We start from the raw sequence: 15,154 nt of genomic DNA, 5'->3' as shown, positions 1-15,154 counted from the left end.
GTTCACCGGGCGAGCCGCGCTGGGCGTACCTCGACACCGTCACCGGACGCGGGGTCGGGGACTCGCACCACCACCATCGCGTAACCCCCGGAAGAGGAATCCGCATGAGACGAAAGAGAGCCTTGCTGACCACCGGCATCCTGGCCGGCGCGCTCGCCGCCGGGATGGCGGTGGCCCTGGCGCCGTCCGCGAGCGCCGGCACCACGCTGCGCGCGTCGGCGGCCGAGAAGGGCCGTTACTTCGGCGCCGCGGTCGCCACCAACAAGCTGTCCGACAACACGTACGCCACTGTGCTGAACCGCGAGTTCAACTCCGTGGTGGCCGAGAACGAGATGAAGTGGGACGCCACCGAGCCGCAGCAGGGGCGGTTCAGCTACACCGGCGGCGACCGGCTAGTCAGCCACGCACGCGCGAACGGCATGTCGGTGCGCGGGCACGCGCTGCTCTGGCACCAGCAGCAGCCGTCGTGGGCGCAGGGCCTGTCCGGCAGCGCGCTGCGCAACGCCGCGATCAACCACGTCACCCAGGTCGCCACCCACTTCCGCGGGCAGATCTACGCCTGGGACGTGGTGAACGAGGCGTTCGCCGACGGCGGCAGCGGCGGGCGCCGCGACTCGAACCTGCAGCGCACCGGCAACGACTGGATCGAGGCGGCGTTCCGGGCGGCCCGCGCCGCGGACCCGGGCGCGAAGCTCTGCTACAACGACTACAACACCGACGGCATCAACGCGAAGTCGACCGGTATCTACAACATGGTCCGCGACTTCAAGTCGCGCGGCGTGCCGATCGACTGCGTCGGCTTCCAGTCGCACCTGGGCACCACGATCCCCGGTGACTACCAGGCCAACCTCCAGCGCTTCGCGGACCTGGGCGTGGAGGTGCAGATCACCGAGCTGGACGTGATGACCGGCGGCAACCAGGCGAACATCTACGCCGCCGTGACCCGCGCCTGCCTGGCGGTGTCGCGCTGCACCGGCATCACGGTGTGGGGCGTCCGGGACTGCGACTCGTGGCGCGGCTCGGACAACGCGCTGCTGTTCGACTGCTCGGGCAACAAGAAGGCGGCGTACAACGCGGTGCTCGACGCGCTGAACGCCGGCGGCAACAACCCGCCGCCGACCACGACGCCGCCGCCGAACAACCCGACCACCCCGCCGCCGGGCCAGGGTGGATGTTCGGCCTCGGTGACGCTGAACTCCTGGACCGGTGGCTTCGTCGCCAACGTGAAGGTGACAGCCGGCTCGTCGGGCACCCGGGGATGGACGGTCACCATGACGTTGCCGGGCGGCGCGAGCATCACCAACACCTGGAGCGCGACGGCGAGCGGTAACAGCGGCACGGTGCGGTTCGCGAACGTGGACTACAACGGCCAGCTCGGCGCCGGTCAGAGCACCGAGTTCGGGTTCCAGGGCAACGGCAGCGGATCGGGCATGACGCCCACCTGCTCCGCGACCTGAGCCGGGGCCACCGCGGGGGCGGCGCGCGCCGCCCCCGCGGTGCTCCGCCACGCCGTCCCGTCCGACCTGGACCGCCGTCTCTGTTACGAGAAAGAGACATGCGCATTTCGCGCGATTGGTTGACGGGGCAACTTGTGAGCGTTAACACTCCCCGTGAGGGTTACCTGTGTCACAGGGACCGCCACGACAGGGAGGACGCTCGTGCGCAGACGACTTCTGGCCGCACTCAGCGGTGCCGCGCTCGCGATCAGCCTGGCCGCCTGCAGCGGCGAGGGCGCGGGAGGCGGCGGAGACACCAGCTCGGCCAAGCCCGGCGACCTGACGATCGGCGTCTCGATGCCGACGCAGACCTCGGAACGATGGATCGCCGACGGCAACTCGGTGAAGGAGAAGCTCCAGGCCAAGGGCTACAAGGTCGACCTGCAGTACGCCGGGGACGACATCCCGACCCAGTCGCAGCAGATCGACCAGATGATCACGCAGGGCGCGGACGTGCTGGTCATCGCCCCGATCGACGGCACCGCGCTCAGCGGCCAGCTCCAGGCCGCCGCGGCCGCGAAGATCCCGGTCATCTCCTACGACCGGCTCATCCGCAACAGCCCGAACGTGAGCTTCTACGTCAGCTTCGACAACTACAAGGTCGGCGTGGCGCAGGCCAACGCGCTCCTGGTCGGCCTCGGCCTGCTCACCAAGGACGGCGCCAAGGGCACCGCGACCGGCCCGTTCAACGTGGAGCTGTTCGCCGGCTCGCTGGACGACAACAACGCCGGCTTCTTCTTCAACGGCGCGATGGACACGCTCAAGCCGTACTTCGACGCCGGCACGCTGAAGGTCAAGTCGGGGCAGACCAAGATCGAGCAGGCCGCCATCCTGCGCTGGCAGCAGGAGACCGCGCAGAAGCGGATGGAGGACCTGCTCACCTCCAGCTACAACGACGGCAGCAAGGTCGACGGCGTGCTGTCGCCGTTCGACGGCCTGTCCCGCGGCATCATCACCGCGCTGCAGAACGCCGGCTACCGCGGCGGCGCCAAGAAGATGCCGGTGGTGACCGGCCAGGACGCCGAGGTCGCCTCGGTCAAGCTGATCAACGACGGCGTGCAGAGCTCGACGGTGTTCAAGGACACCCGGCTGCTGGCCGAGCAGGCGGTCATCGCCGCCGAGGCGTTCCTGCGCAAGGAGGAGCCGAAGGCCAACGAGACCAAGGCGTACAACAACGGCGTCAAGGTCGTGCCCGCGTTCCTGCTGCCGGTGCAGACCGTCTACAAGGAGGACATCAAGTCCGTCCTGATCGACTCCGGCTACCTGACCGAGCAGGAGGTCGCCGCCGGACGGGCCGGCTGACCCGCGCGGCGACGGGCCCGGCGGCCACCGCGCCACCGGGCCCGTCCGCTCCGGACACCTCGACCACGAGCAGGACGGATACCCATGAGCGATCACATCCTCGAGATGCGGGGCATCACGAAGACCTTCCCGGGCGTGGCCGCGCTCCAGGACGTCTCGCTCGCCGTACGGCGTGGCGAGATCCACGCGATCTGCGGTGAGAACGGCGCCGGCAAGTCCACCCTGATGAAGGTGCTGTCCGGGGTCTACCCGGCGGGCAGCTACGACGGCCAGATCGTCTTCGACGGCGAGCCGGTCGGGTTCCGGGGGATCCAGGACAGCGAGGCCCGCGGCATCGTGATCATCCACCAGGAACTCGCCCTGGTGCCCTACCTGTCGATCGCCGAGAACATCTTCCTCGGCAACGAGCGCCGCGGTCGCGGCGGGCTGATCGACTGGCATCGGACCAATGCGGAGGCCGCGGCGCTGCTGCGGTCGGTCGGGCTGCACGAGAACCCGGTCACCCCGGTCATCCAGCTCGGCGTCGGCAAGCAGCAGCTCGTGGAGATCGCCAAGGCGCTGTCCAAGAAGGTGCGGCTGCTGATCCTCGACGAGCCCACGGCGGCACTCAACGACGTCGACTCGGCGCACCTGCTGGACCTGATGCGCCGGCTGCGCGACCAGGGCATCACCTGCATCATGATCTCGCACAAGCTAGGCGAGATCACCGCCGTCGCCGACTCGACCACTGTCATCCGCGACGGCCGTACCGTCGAGACGCTGGACATGTCCGACGGCGCCGTCACCCAGGACCGGATCATCCGCGGCATGGTCGGGCGCGACCTGGCCGCCTTCTACCCGACCCGCAGTGTGACGCCCGGCGACGAGGTGCTGCGGATCGAGGACTGGTCGGTGCGCCACCCGACCCAGGACCGCCTGGTCGTCGACCGGGCGTCGCTGCACGTGCGCGCCGGTGAGGTCGTCGGCATCGCCGGCCTGATGGGCGCCGGGCGCACCGAGCTGGCGATGAGCGTGTTCGGCCGGGCGTACGGCCGGGACATCAGGGGCCGGCTGTTCGTCAGGGGCCGTGAGGTACGGGCGCGCACTGTCGCCGAGGCCATCGCCAACGGCATCGCGTACGCCACCGAGGACCGCAAGCACTACGGCCTCAACCTCATCGACGACGTCCGCGGCAACGTCTCGGCCGCCGCGCTCGACAAGCTGGCCCGGCGTGGCTGGATCGACGGCAACCGCGAGATCCAGGTCGCCGAGCGGGGCCGGCGCGACATGAACATCAAGGCGCCGACGGTGATGTCGGTGGTGGGCAAGCTCTCCGGCGGCAACCAGCAGAAGGTCGTGCTGGCGAAGTGGCTGTTCACCGACCCGGACGTGCTGATCCTCGACGAGCCGACCCGGGGCATCGACGTGGGCGCGAAGTTCGAGATCTACACGATCGTCAACCGGCTGGTGGCCGACGGCAAGGCCGTCGTGCTCATCTCCTCCGAACTGCCCGAGCTGCTCGGCATGTGCGACCGCATCTACACCCTGGCGGCCGGCCGGATCACCGGGGAGACGCCGGTGGCCGAGGCCACCCAGGAGAACCTGATGGAACTCATGACCAAGGACAGGGATCTCGTCCGATGACCAGCACGAAGCCTCCTCCCGCCACGAAGGTCGCCACGCCGGACACCGGCGCGGCGGCGACCCTGCACACCGGCACCAGCGACCCGCGCGCGCTGATCCTGGGCAACCTGCGGCAGAGCGGCATCTACATCGCCCTGGTGGTGATCGTCGCGTTGTTCGCCGTCCTCACCGACGGCGTCTCGCTGAGCCCCGGCAACCTGACGAACATCGTCCTGCAGTACTCCTACATCCTGGTGCTCGCGATCGGCATGGTCATCGTGATCATCGGCGGCCACATCGACCTGTCCGTGGGATCGGTGGTGGCGCTCACCGGAGCGGTCTCGGCGGTGCTGGTCATCCGCGAAGGCATGCCCTGGTGGGCCGGCGTCCTGGCCGCGCTCGCGGTGGGCGTCGCGGTCGGCGCGTGGCACGGGCTCTGGGTCGCGTACGCCGGCATCCCGGCCTTCATCGTCACCCTGGCCGGCATGCTGCTGTTCCGCGGCCTGACGCTGCGCGTGCTGGACAACATCTCGCTCTCGCCGTTCCCGGAGGAGTACCAGCGGGTCGCGGCCGGCTTCCTCAACGGCCTGCTGGGCGGCCAGGGCTACGACGCCTTCACACTGTTCATCGGCGCGTTCGCCGTGGTCGGGTACGCGGTGGCCGTGTTCCGGACCCGGGTCGCCCGGGTGCGCCACGAGCAGCCGGTGGAGTCGTTCCCGCTGTTCGTCCTGCGGATCGTGGTGGTCGGCGCCGTGGTCATGTGGTTCGCCTGGCAGCTCGCCCACGCCCGGGGCCTGCCGATCGTGCTGATCGTGCTCGCCGTGCTCGTGCTCGTCTACGGCCTGCTCACCCGCCGCACGGTGTTCGGCCGCCAGGTGTACGCCATCGGCGGCAACCTGCCCGCGGCGATGCTGTCCGGCGTACGGGTGAAGCGGGTCAACTTCTGGATCTTCGTCAACATGGGCTTCCTGTCCGCCGTGGCGGGTGTCATCTACTCGTCCCGCTCGAACGGGGCCCAGCCGGCGGCGGGCAACATGTTCGAGCTGGACGCGATCGCGGCGGCGTTCATCGGCGGCGCGGCCGTCACCGGCGGCGTCGGCACCGTGGTCGGCGCCATGGTGGGTGGCCTGATCATGGCGGTGATGAGCAACGGGATGCAGCTCATGGGCGTCGACCAGTCCGTCCAGTCGGTGGTCAAGGGCCTGGTGCTGCTCGTCGCAGTGGCGTTCGACATCTGGAACAAGCGCCGGGCGGCCGGCGCCCGGTGACGGCCGGCCGGACGCTCGCCCCTTCGTCCGGCCGACCGCCGTTCACCGGCCGTAGCCGCTCACGCCCGGCTCCACCGTTGGTTGGCGTTGCCGTGGCAGGTCCAGACGATCACCCGGGTGCCGTTGGCGGTGCCCGCGTTGTCGACGTCCAGGCACAGCGACGGGAAGCGCCCGTTGCTCACCGTGCCGTTGCCGTTGACGGTCCACTGCTGGTTGGTGCCGCCGTTGCAGTCCCAGATCTGCACCCGGGTGCCGGCCGTCGCGCTCGTCGGCACGTCCAGGCACTTGCCGAGCACCTGCAACGCCTGCCCGCTGGCGGTGAACTGCTGGTTTGCGTTGTTGTGGCAGTCCCAGATCAGCGTCCCGGTGCCGTTGGCGGTGCCGGCGTTGTCCACGTCGAGGCACCGGCCGGACGACTCGCTGCGCAGCCGGAACGTGGTCGGGACCGGCGGCGGGGTGGTGGTGCCGCCCCCGCTGACCCGGTAGACCACGGTGCCGTGCGCGGGCACGCTGGCGGAGATCGTGCCGGTGCTGGTGGAGGTGGCGTCGGTCCACGCGTCGCGCAGCGTGAACGAGCTGCCGCTCTTGCCCACCGCCGCCGCCGTGGTGGAGACGGTGGTGGTCGAGCCGCCCTGGTTGAACAGGGCGACCGCCACGTCGCCGTTTGCCAGCGGCTTGGCCAGCACCCGCCGGGTGCCGTCGAAGGAGACCTGGGCCGCCTGACGGCCGAGCGCGTCCTGGTTGATCGCGACCAGGTTCGCGTTGCGCAGGATCGCCAGCGTGGCGGCGTTCGCCGACCGTACGTCGTTGCCCATCATCAGCGGCGCGGCCAGGACCGCCCACAGCGCGAAGTGGCTGCGCATCTCGGTGTCGTTCATGCCCCCTCGGCCGACCTCGAGCATGTCCGGGTCGTTGAACCCGCCCGGCGCGGCGTAACCGGCCAGCGGCACCGTGACGTCGACGATGTTCTGGATGCCCATCGGGTAGCCGTTCGTCTGGCCGGTGTTCCACGCGTTGGTGATGTCCTCGGTGGTCCGCCAGAGGTTCGCCACGTCGCTCCAGTTGCGCTGCGGCCCGGTCTTGGCGTGGTAGCTGTTGGGGTTGATGCTGTAGACGATCGGGCGTCCGGTGGAGGCCAGCGCGTCGCGCATGATGCCGAACCGCGCCACCTGGTCGTTGATGGTGCCGGTGCCGGAGCACCAGTCGTACTTGAGGTAGTCCACGCCCCAGGCGGCGAACTGCCGCGCGTCCTGGTACTCGTGGTTGAGGCTGCCGGTGGCGCCGGGGAACGCGCCGCCGACCTGGGCGCAGGTCTTGTCCAGCGGCACCTGGTAGATGCCGAACAGCAGGCCCCGGGCGTGCAGGTAGTCACCGAGGGACTTCATCCCGCTGGGGAACCGCTGCGGGTGCGCCTGGAGGTTGCCCTGCGCGTCCCGGTTCGGGTCGAACCAGCAGTCGTCCACGACGACGTACTTGTAGCCGAGGTCGCGCAGGCCGTTGCTGACCATCGCGTCGGCGGTCTGGCGGATGAGGGTCTCGTTGATGTTGCAGCCGAAGGTGTTCCAGGTGTTCCACCCCATCGGCGGGGTACGGGCGACGCCGTTGTCCAGCGCCCGGGCGGGACGCGGGGCCACAGCCTGGTCGGTGACTGTCGCGGCGAGCGCCACCGCCGCGACGCCCAGGACGGCGAGCGTCCGTCGGGTCCATCTGCGCACTGATCCTCCTCGGTCGCCGGGCGCCGGCCGTGCCGGCGTCCGGTTGGGAGCGGCCCGCCGGTCGCGTGGCGTCGCCCGGGGTGCGCGGGGACGTACGCGGCACGGCAGTGGAGAGGGGCCGGCCGGTCACCGGCGGGCGCTCGTGGGTGGTGGGGTCCGGCGGTCGACGGGGACGCCGTCCGCGTCGCCGCCCGGCTGCGGCGCCGGGGTTTCCCGGACGGCGGCGCCACGAAGCAGGGATGGCGAGAATGTTATCGCTGACATCAAACCCTGTAAATAGCGACGAGGTCCGTGCGGCCCGTGTCGGCGACCGTTTGCGCGGGTGCCGGGGCCGGGAAAAGTGCCGCTGAGGGGCGCTGTGCGACCTCGGGAGGCCCTCGCCGCGGCTCGGAGTCCGCAGCGCCGATCGCGGCGGCCCGACGATCCACTAAGGCATCGATTGTTGTCGCTAACAAGGCGCTCGCCGGGGCCCGGCGGCCGGACCGGGCACGCGTCCGTGTGGATCTCCTCCGGGCGCGGCCCCGCCGGTCCGTGCCGCCCGGCCGCGGTGGTCCGGCGAGGGTGGTTCCTCGTTACGTAGCTGTTGCCCGGAGGTGTCTTGACGGATGTATATGTGAGCGCTAACACTAACTCCGTGACACGGCGGAGGTGCAAATGAGCGAAGTGGACGCGTCCGACCGGTACGTGATCGGTGTCGATTTCGGCACGCTGTCCGGGCGGGCGCTCGTGGTCCGCGTCCGGGACGGCGCCGAACTCGGTACGGCGGTGCACGAGTACCGGCGCGGGGTCATCGAGACCGCGCTTCCCGACGGCGGCCCGGCGCTGCCCCCGGACTGGGCCCTCCAGGACCCGGACGACTACCGCGACGTGCTGCGCCACGCGGTGCCGGCCGCGCTCGCCGAATCCGGCGTGGACCCGTCCCGGGTGGTGGGCATCGGCATCGACTTCACCGCGTGCACCGTGCTCCCGACGCTCGCCGACGGCACACCGCTGTGCGAGATCCCGCAACTGCGCGACCGGCCGCACGCCTGGGTGAAGCTCTGGAAGCACCACGCCGCGCAGCCGCACGCCGACCGGATCAACGCGCTGGCGGCCGAACGCGGCGAGCCGTGGCTCGGCCGCTACGGCGGCAAGATCTCCGCCGAGTGGCAGTTCGCCAAGGGCCTGCAGATCCTGGAGGAGGACCCGGAGGTCTACCGCCGGGCCGAGCGCTTCATCGAGGCCGCCGACTGGATCGTGTGGCAGCTCTGCGGCGCCGAGACGCGCAACGTCTGCACGGCCGGCTACAAGGGCATCCGGCAGGACGGCCGCTACCCGTCGGCGGACTACCTGTCCGCGCTCGACCCCGGCTTCGCCGACTTCGTGACCAAGCTGGACGGTCCGCTGCTGCCGCTGGGCGCGCGGGCCGGCACGCTCAGCGCCCGCGCCGCGGCCTGGACCGGACTGCCCGAGGGCATCGCGGTCGCGGCCGGCAACGTCGACGCCCACGTCACCGCCGCGTCGGCCCAGGCGCTGCGGCCCGGCCGGCTGGTCGCCATCATGGGCACCTCCACCTGCCACGTCCTCAACGGCACCCACCCGGCCGAGGTGCCGGGCATGTGCGGCGTGGTCGACGGCGGCATCAGCCCCGGCGCCTGGGGCTTCGAGGCCGGGCAGAGCGGCGTGGGGGACATCTTCGGCTGGTTCGTCCGCCACGCCGCCCCGGCCGGGTTCGACTCGCACGAGCGGCTCACCGAGGCCGCCGCCGCCCAGCCGGTCGGCGCGCACGGCCTGGTGGCGCTGGACTGGTGGAACGGCAACCGGTCCCTGCTGGTCAACCACGACCTGAGCGGGATGATCGTCGGGCTGACGCTCGCCACCCGGCCGCCGGACGTCTACCGCGCGCTGCTGGAGTCCACGGCGTACGGCACCCGGATGATCGTCGAGGCGTTCGCGCAGGCCGGTGTGCCGGTCGACGACCTGGTGGTGGCCGGTGGGCTCACCTCCAACCGGCTGCTCATGCAGATCTACGCCGACGTCACCGACCGGCCGCTGAGCATCATCGGTTCCGCCCAGGGCCCGGCGCTCGGCTCGGCCATCCACGCGGCTGTCGCCGCCGGGGCGTACCCGACGATCCACGAGGCGTCCGCCGCGATGGGGCGCATCGACGAGGCCGTCTACCGGCCCGTACCGGAGAACGTCCGGGCCTACGACGCCCTGTACGCCGAGTACCGCGCGTTGCACGACCACTTCGGCCGCGGCGCGAACGACGTCATGCTCCGCCTGCGGGCGATCCGTAACGCGGCGGTCGACGCCGCCGCGGACCGCGCCGCCGCGACCCTGGAGGTGGTCGGATGAACAGCCAGGTCGACGCGCTGCGCGAGACGGTGGCGCGCCTGCACCGCGAACTGACCCGCTACGACCTGGTGGCCTGGACCGCCGGCAACGTGTCAGCCCGCGTACCCGGTCAGGATCTGATGGTCATCAAGCCCAGCGGCGTCGACTACGACGACCTGACCGCGGCGGCCATGGTGGTCTGCGACCTCAACGGCACCGTCGTCGACGGCGACGGCGCCCCGTCCAGCGACACCGCCGCGCACGCCTACGTCTACCGCGCGATGCCCGAGGTCGGCGGCGTCGTGCACACGCACAGCGGGTACGCCACCGCCTGGGCGGCCCGCGGCGAGGCGATCCCGTGCTGGCTGACCGCGCAGGCCGACGAGTTCGGCGGGGAGATCCCGATCGGGCCGTTCGCGCTGATCGGCGGCGACGACATCGGCAAGGGCATCGTCAGCACGCTGTCCGGGCACCGCTCACCCGCGGTACTCATGCGCAACCACGGCGTCTTCACCATCGGCCGTGACGCCCGGGCGGCGGTCAAGGCCGCGGTGATGTGCGAGGACGTGGCCCGCACCGCACACCTGGCCCGGGCGCTCGGCCAGCCGGTGCCGATCGCGCCGGCCGACATCGACTCGCTCTACGACCGCTACCAGAACGTGTACGGCCAACGCCCGTCGGCGCACTGACCCCGGACCGCGCCGCGCACCCCCCACCACCACACCCGGGCCGCTCCGGCTCCCCGCCGGACGTGCGCCCGGAACATCCAACCCCCGGAGGAGAATCGATGAGAAGCAGGAGCACGGCACGCACGGTCATCGCGGCGTTCGCCGGCGTGCTGCTCGCCGCCAGCATGGCCGCGTGCGGCAACAGCGACACCGGCGGCGGTTCCGGCGACGGCAACGACAAGATCGTCCTGGGCTTCTCCCAGGTGGGCGCCGAGAGTGGCTGGCGCACCGCCAACACCACCTCGATCAAGGAGGCGGCGGCCGAGGCGGGCATCGAGCTGAAGTTCGACGACGCCCAGCAGAAGCAGGAGAACCAGATCAAGGCGATCCGGAACTTCATCCAGCAGAAGGTCGACGTGATCGCCTTCTCGCCGGTGGTGGAGTCCGGCTGGGACACCGTGCTCAAGGAGGCCAAGGACGCCAAGATCCCGGTGATCCTGACCGACCGCGCCGTCGACTCGGCCGACAAGTCGCTCTACAAGACGTTCCTCGGCTCGGACTTCGTCAAGGAGGGCCGCCTCGCCGGCGAGTGGCTGGTGGAGCAGAAGAAGTCCGCGTCCGGCCCGGTCAACATCGTCGAGCTGCAGGGCACGACCGGCTCGGCGCCGGCAAACGACCGGAAGAAGGGCTTCGCCGAGGCGATCGCGGCCAACCCCAACCTGAAGATCGTCGCCTCGCAGACCGGTGACTTCACCCGCGCCGGCGGCAAGCAGGTGATGGAGCAGTTCCTCAAGGCCAACCCGAAGATCGATGTGCTCTTCGCGCACAACGACGACATGGGCCTGGGCGCGCTCGAGGCGATCACCGCGGCCGGCAAGACGCCCGGCAAGGACATCACCATCATCACCGTCGACGCGGTGAAGGACGGCATGCAGGCCCTCGCGGACGGCAAGTTCAACTTCATCGCCGAGTGCAGCCCGCTGCTCGGCCCGCAGCTGATGGACCTGGTCAAGAAGGTCAAGGCCGGCGAGGAGGTGCCCGCCCGGATCGAGACCGAGGAGACCACGTTCACCCAGGAGCAGGCCAAGGAGGCACTGCCCAACCGCAAGTACTGAGTCACCCGGGGGCCGCCGTCGCAACCGACGGCGGCCCCCGTACCACCACCGTCGAAGAAGAGGTCCGATGGGATGACGGGTAACCGTCCGGTCCTGACCATGACCGGCATCAGCAAGACCTTCCCCGGGGTCCGCGCGCTGCACGACGTCGACTTCCGGCTGTTCCCGGGCGAGGTCCACGCCCTGATGGGCGAGAACGGCGCCGGCAAGTCCACCCTGATCAAGGTGTTGACCGGCGTCTACGGGACCGACGCGGGCGTCGTCACGCTCGACGGCGAGCAGGTCTCGTTCACCGGTCCGATGCAGGCCGCCGCGGCCGGTGTCAGCACCGTGTACCAGGAGATCAACCTCTGCACCAACCTGTCGGTGGCGGAGAACGTCTTCATCGGCCGGGAACCCCGCAGGTTCGGCGCGGTGCGCTGGGGCGAGATGCGCCGCCGGGCCCGCGACCTGCTGGCCCGGCTCGACCTCGACCTCGACGTCGGCGCGCCGCTCGGCTCGTACTCGCTCGCGGTGCAGCAGATGGTCGCCATCGCCCGGGCGATCGACGTGCGGGCCCGGGTACTGATCCTGGACGAACCGACGTCCAGCCTGGACGCCGGCGAGGTCGCGCAGCTGTTCCGGATCATGCGGCAACTGCGCGACGAGGGGATCGCGATCCTGTTCGTCACCCACTTCCTCGACCAGGTCTACGGCATCGCCGACCGGATCACGGTGTTGCGCAACGGCCAGCTCGTGGGGGAGTACCGCACCGAGGAGCTGCCGCAGTTCAGCCTGGTCGAGAAGATGATCGGGCAGGAGCTGGACGTGCTGGAGCGGCTCGACGAGCAGCAGAAGCGCGCCACCCTCGACGCGGGCGGTGCGGCCCCGCTCGTGGACGCCACCGAACTCGGCCGGCGCGGCGCGGTCGCCCCGTTCAGCCTGCGCATCCACGCCGGCGAGGTGGTCGGCCTGGCCGGCCTGCTCGGCTCCGGCCGGACCGAGGTGGCGCGGCTGATCTTCGGCGCGGACCGGGCCGACCACGGCCAGGTCCGGCTCGACGGCGGCCGGGCGCCGGTCCGCAACCCGATCCAGGCCATCGGCCAGGGCGTCGGGTTCTGCTCGGAGAACCGCCGGGCCGAGGGCATCGTCCCGGAACTCACCGTCCGGGAGAACATGATCCTGGCGATGCAGGCCGCGCGCGGCTGGCTGCGTCCGATCCCGCGCCGCCGCCAGGACGAGCTGGTCCGCAGGTACGTCGAGGCGCTGAGCATCCGTCCCGCCAACCCGGAGCTGCCGGTGCGCAACCTCTCCGGCGGCAACCAGCAGAAGGTGCTGCTGGCCCGCTGGCTGATCACCGAGCCGCGCCTGCTGATTTTGGACGAGCCGACCCGCGGCATCGACGTCGGCGCCAAGGCCGAGATTCAGAAGCTGGTGGTGCAGCTCTCCGACGGCGGCATGGCGGTGCTGTTCATCTCCGCCGAGCTGGAGGAGGTGCTGCGCCTGAGCCACCGGGTCGCGGTGATGCGCGACCGGGAGATGGTCGCTCAGCTCGACAACGACGACACGCTCGACGCCGACCGCGTCATGCGCACCATCGCCAGTGGAACGCCCCGGGAGGAGGTGACCCCATGACCGCCGTCGCCGACCGCCTCCGCCCGCTGACCGGCCACCGCCTGTTCTGGCCGGCACTCGTGCTCGTGGTCATGATCGCCGCGAACACCGTCTACCGTCCCGGCTTCCTCGCCGTCGAGGTCAAGAACGGCCACCTGTACGGCACGCCGATCGACATCCTCCGGCTGAGCGCGCCGCTGATCCTGGTCGCGCTCGGGATGACGCTCGTCATCGCCACCGGCGGCATCGACCTGTCGGTCGGCTCGCTCTGCGCGATCAGCGGCGCGATCGCCTGCCTGCACATCAGCGGGGCGGCCGACCAGAGCAGCCCGGCCACGGTGGCCACCGCGCTCGCACTGGCCTTCGGTGCCGCGCTGGTGCTCGGTGCCTGGAACGGGATACTCGTGGCGGTCATCGGCATCCAGCCGATCATCGCCACGCTGATCCTCATGGTGGCCGGGCGGGGCATCGCCCAGCTGGTCACCGAGGGCCAGATCATCACCATCAACTCCGGTCCGTACCGGGCGATCGGGCTCGGGCACTTCCTGACGCTGCCGCTGGCCATCCTGATCGCGCTCGCCGCCGCGCTGCTCGTGGCCGCGTTCACCCGCCGCACCGCGCTCGGGCTGATCGTCGAGTCGGTCGGCGGCAACGCCGAGGCCAGCCGGCTCGCCGGCATCCGGTCGCGGCGCATCGTCTTCCTCGTCTACGTGATCAGCGCCGCCTGTGCCGCGCTCGCCGGTTTCATGGTCACCGCGAACGTGTCCAGCGCCGACGGCAACGCCGCCGGCCTGTGGATCGAACTCGACGCGATCCTGGCCGTCGTCATCGGCGGCACGTCGCTGGCCGGCGGCCGGTTCTCCCTCGGCGGCACCGTGCTCGGCGCGCTGATCATCCAGACCCTGACCACCACCGTGTACGCGATGAACATCTCGCCGCAGACGTCGCTGCTGTTCAAGGCCGTCGTCGTCATCGCCGTCTGCCTCGTGCAGGCCCCGGCGTTCCGGGCCCGGCTGCGCCGGCGACGGCGCGGGGCCGAACCCGGCCCGGCGGCACCGCAGCGGGAGAAGGAGCAGGTGCCGGCATGAGCAGCACGTCCTTGACCACCGGCCGGTCGTGGCGGCCCAGCCTGCCCCGGCGGCACGTACCGGTGCTGGCCACGCTCGCCCTGCTGCTGGTCATGTACGGCATCGGCGTGTCCCAGTACCGCGCCTTCTCCAACGTCCAGGTCGTCTTCAACGTCTTCATCGACAACGGCTTCCTGCTCGTCGTCGCGGTCGGCATGACGTTCGTGATCCTCACCGGCGGCATCGACCTGTCCGTCGGATCGGTGGTGGCGATGACCGCGATGGTGTCGGCGGCGCTGCTGCGCGACGGCCTGCCCGCGGCCCTGGTGCTGGTGATCGCGCTGCTGATCGGCCCGACGCTGGGTTTCCTGATGGGTTGCGCGATCCATTTCTTCGAGATCCAGCCGTTCATCGTGACACTCGCCGGGATGTTCTTCGCCCGGGGCATGTGCACGTTCATCAGCGACGCCTCGATCTCCATCACCGACGGTTTCTGGACCTCGATGTCGCAGCAGCGCATCGGCGACCCGGCCGGCAACTTCGTGTCGATCAGCGTGCTGATCGCGTTCGCGGTGGTGCTGATCGCGGCGTACGTGCTGGCGTACACCCGGTTCGGCCGCAACGTGTACGCGGTCGGCGGCAACGCGCAGTCGGCGCTGCTGATGGGCCTGCCGGTGGCGCGGACCCGGATCGCCGTCTACACGATCAGCGGGCTCTGCTCGGCGATCGGCGGCATCCTGCTGTCGTTCTACACGCTGTCCGGCGCGCCGCTGATCGCCGTCGGGATGGAGCTGGACGTGATCGCCGCCGTGGTGATCGGCGGCACCGTGCTCACCGGCGGCTCCGGATACGTCTTCGGCACCGTGCTCGGCGTGCTGGTGCTGGGCGTGATCCAGACGCTGATCACGTTCGACGGCAGCCTCAACTCCTGGTGGACCAAGATCGTGATCGGCGGCCTGCTGTTCGCGTTCATCCTCCTCCAGCGCCTCATCGGCATCCGGTTCAAGTGACG

11 protein-coding genes are annotated in these 15,154 nt (G+C 70.6%); 10 read left to right on the top strand and 1 reads right to left on the bottom strand.

All coding sequences use genetic code 11. The annotated features are described in order from the left end of the window. The first annotated feature begins 104 nt into the window (after window positions 1–104). The 4 genes from OC439_RS02050 (at window position 105) to mmsB (ending at window position 5,668) form a co-directional block, all read left to right on the top strand. Window positions 105–1,457 (top strand): endo-1,4-beta-xylanase, encoded by a 1,353-nt coding sequence (locus OC439_RS02050; RefSeq protein ID WP_262011906.1) that lies wholly within the window; start codon window positions 105–107, stop codon window positions 1,455–1,457. 201 nt (window positions 1,458–1,658) lie between these two features. Continuing rightward, a complete protein-coding gene (gene chvE / locus OC439_RS02045) occupies window positions 1,659–2,798 on the top strand; it encodes a multiple monosaccharide ABC transporter substrate-binding protein (protein ID WP_071094585.1) in 1,140 nt (379 codons plus the stop codon). An 84-nt stretch (window positions 2,799–2,882) separates the two neighbouring features. Next, complete coding sequence (mmsA, locus tag OC439_RS02040) at window positions 2,883–4,421, top strand: multiple monosaccharide ABC transporter ATP-binding protein (RefSeq protein WP_262011905.1); 1,539 nt, start codon at window positions 2,883–2,885, stop codon at window positions 4,419–4,421. Then, the gene (gene mmsB, locus OC439_RS02035; RefSeq protein WP_262011904.1) at window positions 4,418–5,668 is read left to right on the top strand and encodes a multiple monosaccharide ABC transporter permease; all 1,251 of its coding nucleotides are present in this window, start codon (window positions 4,418–4,420) and stop codon (window positions 5,666–5,668) included. The genes mmsA and mmsB overlap by 4 nt, the downstream gene beginning before the upstream one ends. Before the next feature lie 59 nt (window positions 5,669–5,727). Here mmsB and OC439_RS02030 read toward each other — a convergent pair whose 3' ends face one another. After that, complete coding sequence (locus tag OC439_RS02030; protein ID WP_262011903.1) at window positions 5,728–7,383, bottom strand: glycoside hydrolase family 27 protein; 1,656 nt, start codon at window positions 7,381–7,383, stop codon at window positions 5,728–5,730. 654 nt (window positions 7,384–8,037) lie between these two features. On the opposite strand from OC439_RS02030, the gene araB reads away from it, so the two are divergent. The 6 genes from araB (at window position 8,038) to yjfF (ending at window position 15,152) form a co-directional block, all read left to right on the top strand. Then, entirely contained in the window at window positions 8,038–9,720 is a 1,683-nt protein-coding gene (gene araB, locus OC439_RS02025; protein WP_262011902.1) for a ribulokinase, read from the top strand. After that, window positions 9,717–10,388, top strand: a complete 672-nt coding sequence (locus OC439_RS02020; protein ID WP_262011901.1) for an L-ribulose-5-phosphate 4-epimerase — start codon at window positions 9,717–9,719, stop codon at window positions 10,386–10,388. The genes araB and OC439_RS02020 overlap by 4 nt, the downstream gene beginning before the upstream one ends. Before the next feature lie 98 nt (window positions 10,389–10,486). Continuing rightward, the gene (locus OC439_RS02015) at window positions 10,487–11,482 is read left to right on the top strand and encodes an ABC transporter substrate-binding protein (RefSeq protein WP_262011900.1); all 996 of its coding nucleotides are present in this window, start codon (window positions 10,487–10,489) and stop codon (window positions 11,480–11,482) included. A gap of 72 nt (window positions 11,483–11,554) precedes the next feature. Next, on the top strand, window positions 11,555–13,096 hold the full coding sequence (locus tag OC439_RS02010; RefSeq protein ID WP_262011899.1) for a sugar ABC transporter ATP-binding protein: 1,542 nt from the start codon (window positions 11,555–11,557) through the stop codon (window positions 13,094–13,096). After that, a complete protein-coding gene (locus tag OC439_RS02005; RefSeq protein ID WP_262011898.1) occupies window positions 13,093–14,163 on the top strand; it encodes an ABC transporter permease in 1,071 nt (356 codons plus the stop codon). Before OC439_RS02010 ends, OC439_RS02005 begins: the two co-directional genes overlap by 4 nt. Then, window positions 14,160–15,152: a galactofuranose ABC transporter, permease protein YjfF gene (gene yjfF, locus OC439_RS02000; protein ID WP_013286824.1), complete on the top strand. Its 993-nt coding sequence runs from the start codon at window positions 14,160–14,162 to the stop codon at window positions 15,150–15,152. Before OC439_RS02005 ends, yjfF begins: the two co-directional genes overlap by 4 nt. The last annotated feature ends 2 nt before the right edge of the window (window positions 15,153–15,154 follow it).

The organism is Micromonospora sp. Mcm103, assembly GCF_024519755.1.
GTDB lineage: Bacteria > Actinomycetota > Actinomycetes > Mycobacteriales > Micromonosporaceae > Micromonospora > Micromonospora aurantiaca.
The sequence above is the reverse complement of the archived record's forward strand: the minus strand, read 5'-3'. Positions and strand labels throughout refer to the sequence as shown.

Bases quoted from the DNA above. Each gene is read 5' to 3' on its own strand.
- OC439_RS02050 (WP_262011906.1), top strand. From the start codon at position 105: ATGAGACGAAAGAGAGCCTTGCTGACCACCGGCATCCTGGCCGGCGCG.
- mmsA (WP_262011905.1), top strand. From the start codon at position 2,883: ATGAGCGATCACATCCTCGAGATGCGGGGCATCACGAAGACCTTCCCG.
- mmsB (WP_262011904.1), top strand. From the start codon at position 4,418: ATGACCAGCACGAAGCCTCCTCCCGCCACGAAGGTCGCCACGCCGGAC.
- araB (WP_262011902.1), top strand. From the start codon at position 8,038: ATGAGCGAAGTGGACGCGTCCGACCGGTACGTGATCGGTGTCGATTTC.
- OC439_RS02020 (WP_262011901.1), top strand. From the start codon at position 9,717: ATGAACAGCCAGGTCGACGCGCTGCGCGAGACGGTGGCGCGCCTGCAC.
- OC439_RS02015 (WP_262011900.1), top strand. From the start codon at position 10,487: ATGAGAAGCAGGAGCACGGCACGCACGGTCATCGCGGCGTTCGCCGGC.
- OC439_RS02010 (WP_262011899.1), top strand. From the start codon at position 11,555: ATGACGGGTAACCGTCCGGTCCTGACCATGACCGGCATCAGCAAGACC.
- OC439_RS02005 (WP_262011898.1), top strand. From the start codon at position 13,093: ATGACCGCCGTCGCCGACCGCCTCCGCCCGCTGACCGGCCACCGCCTG.
- yjfF (WP_013286824.1), top strand. From the start codon at position 14,160: ATGAGCAGCACGTCCTTGACCACCGGCCGGTCGTGGCGGCCCAGCCTG.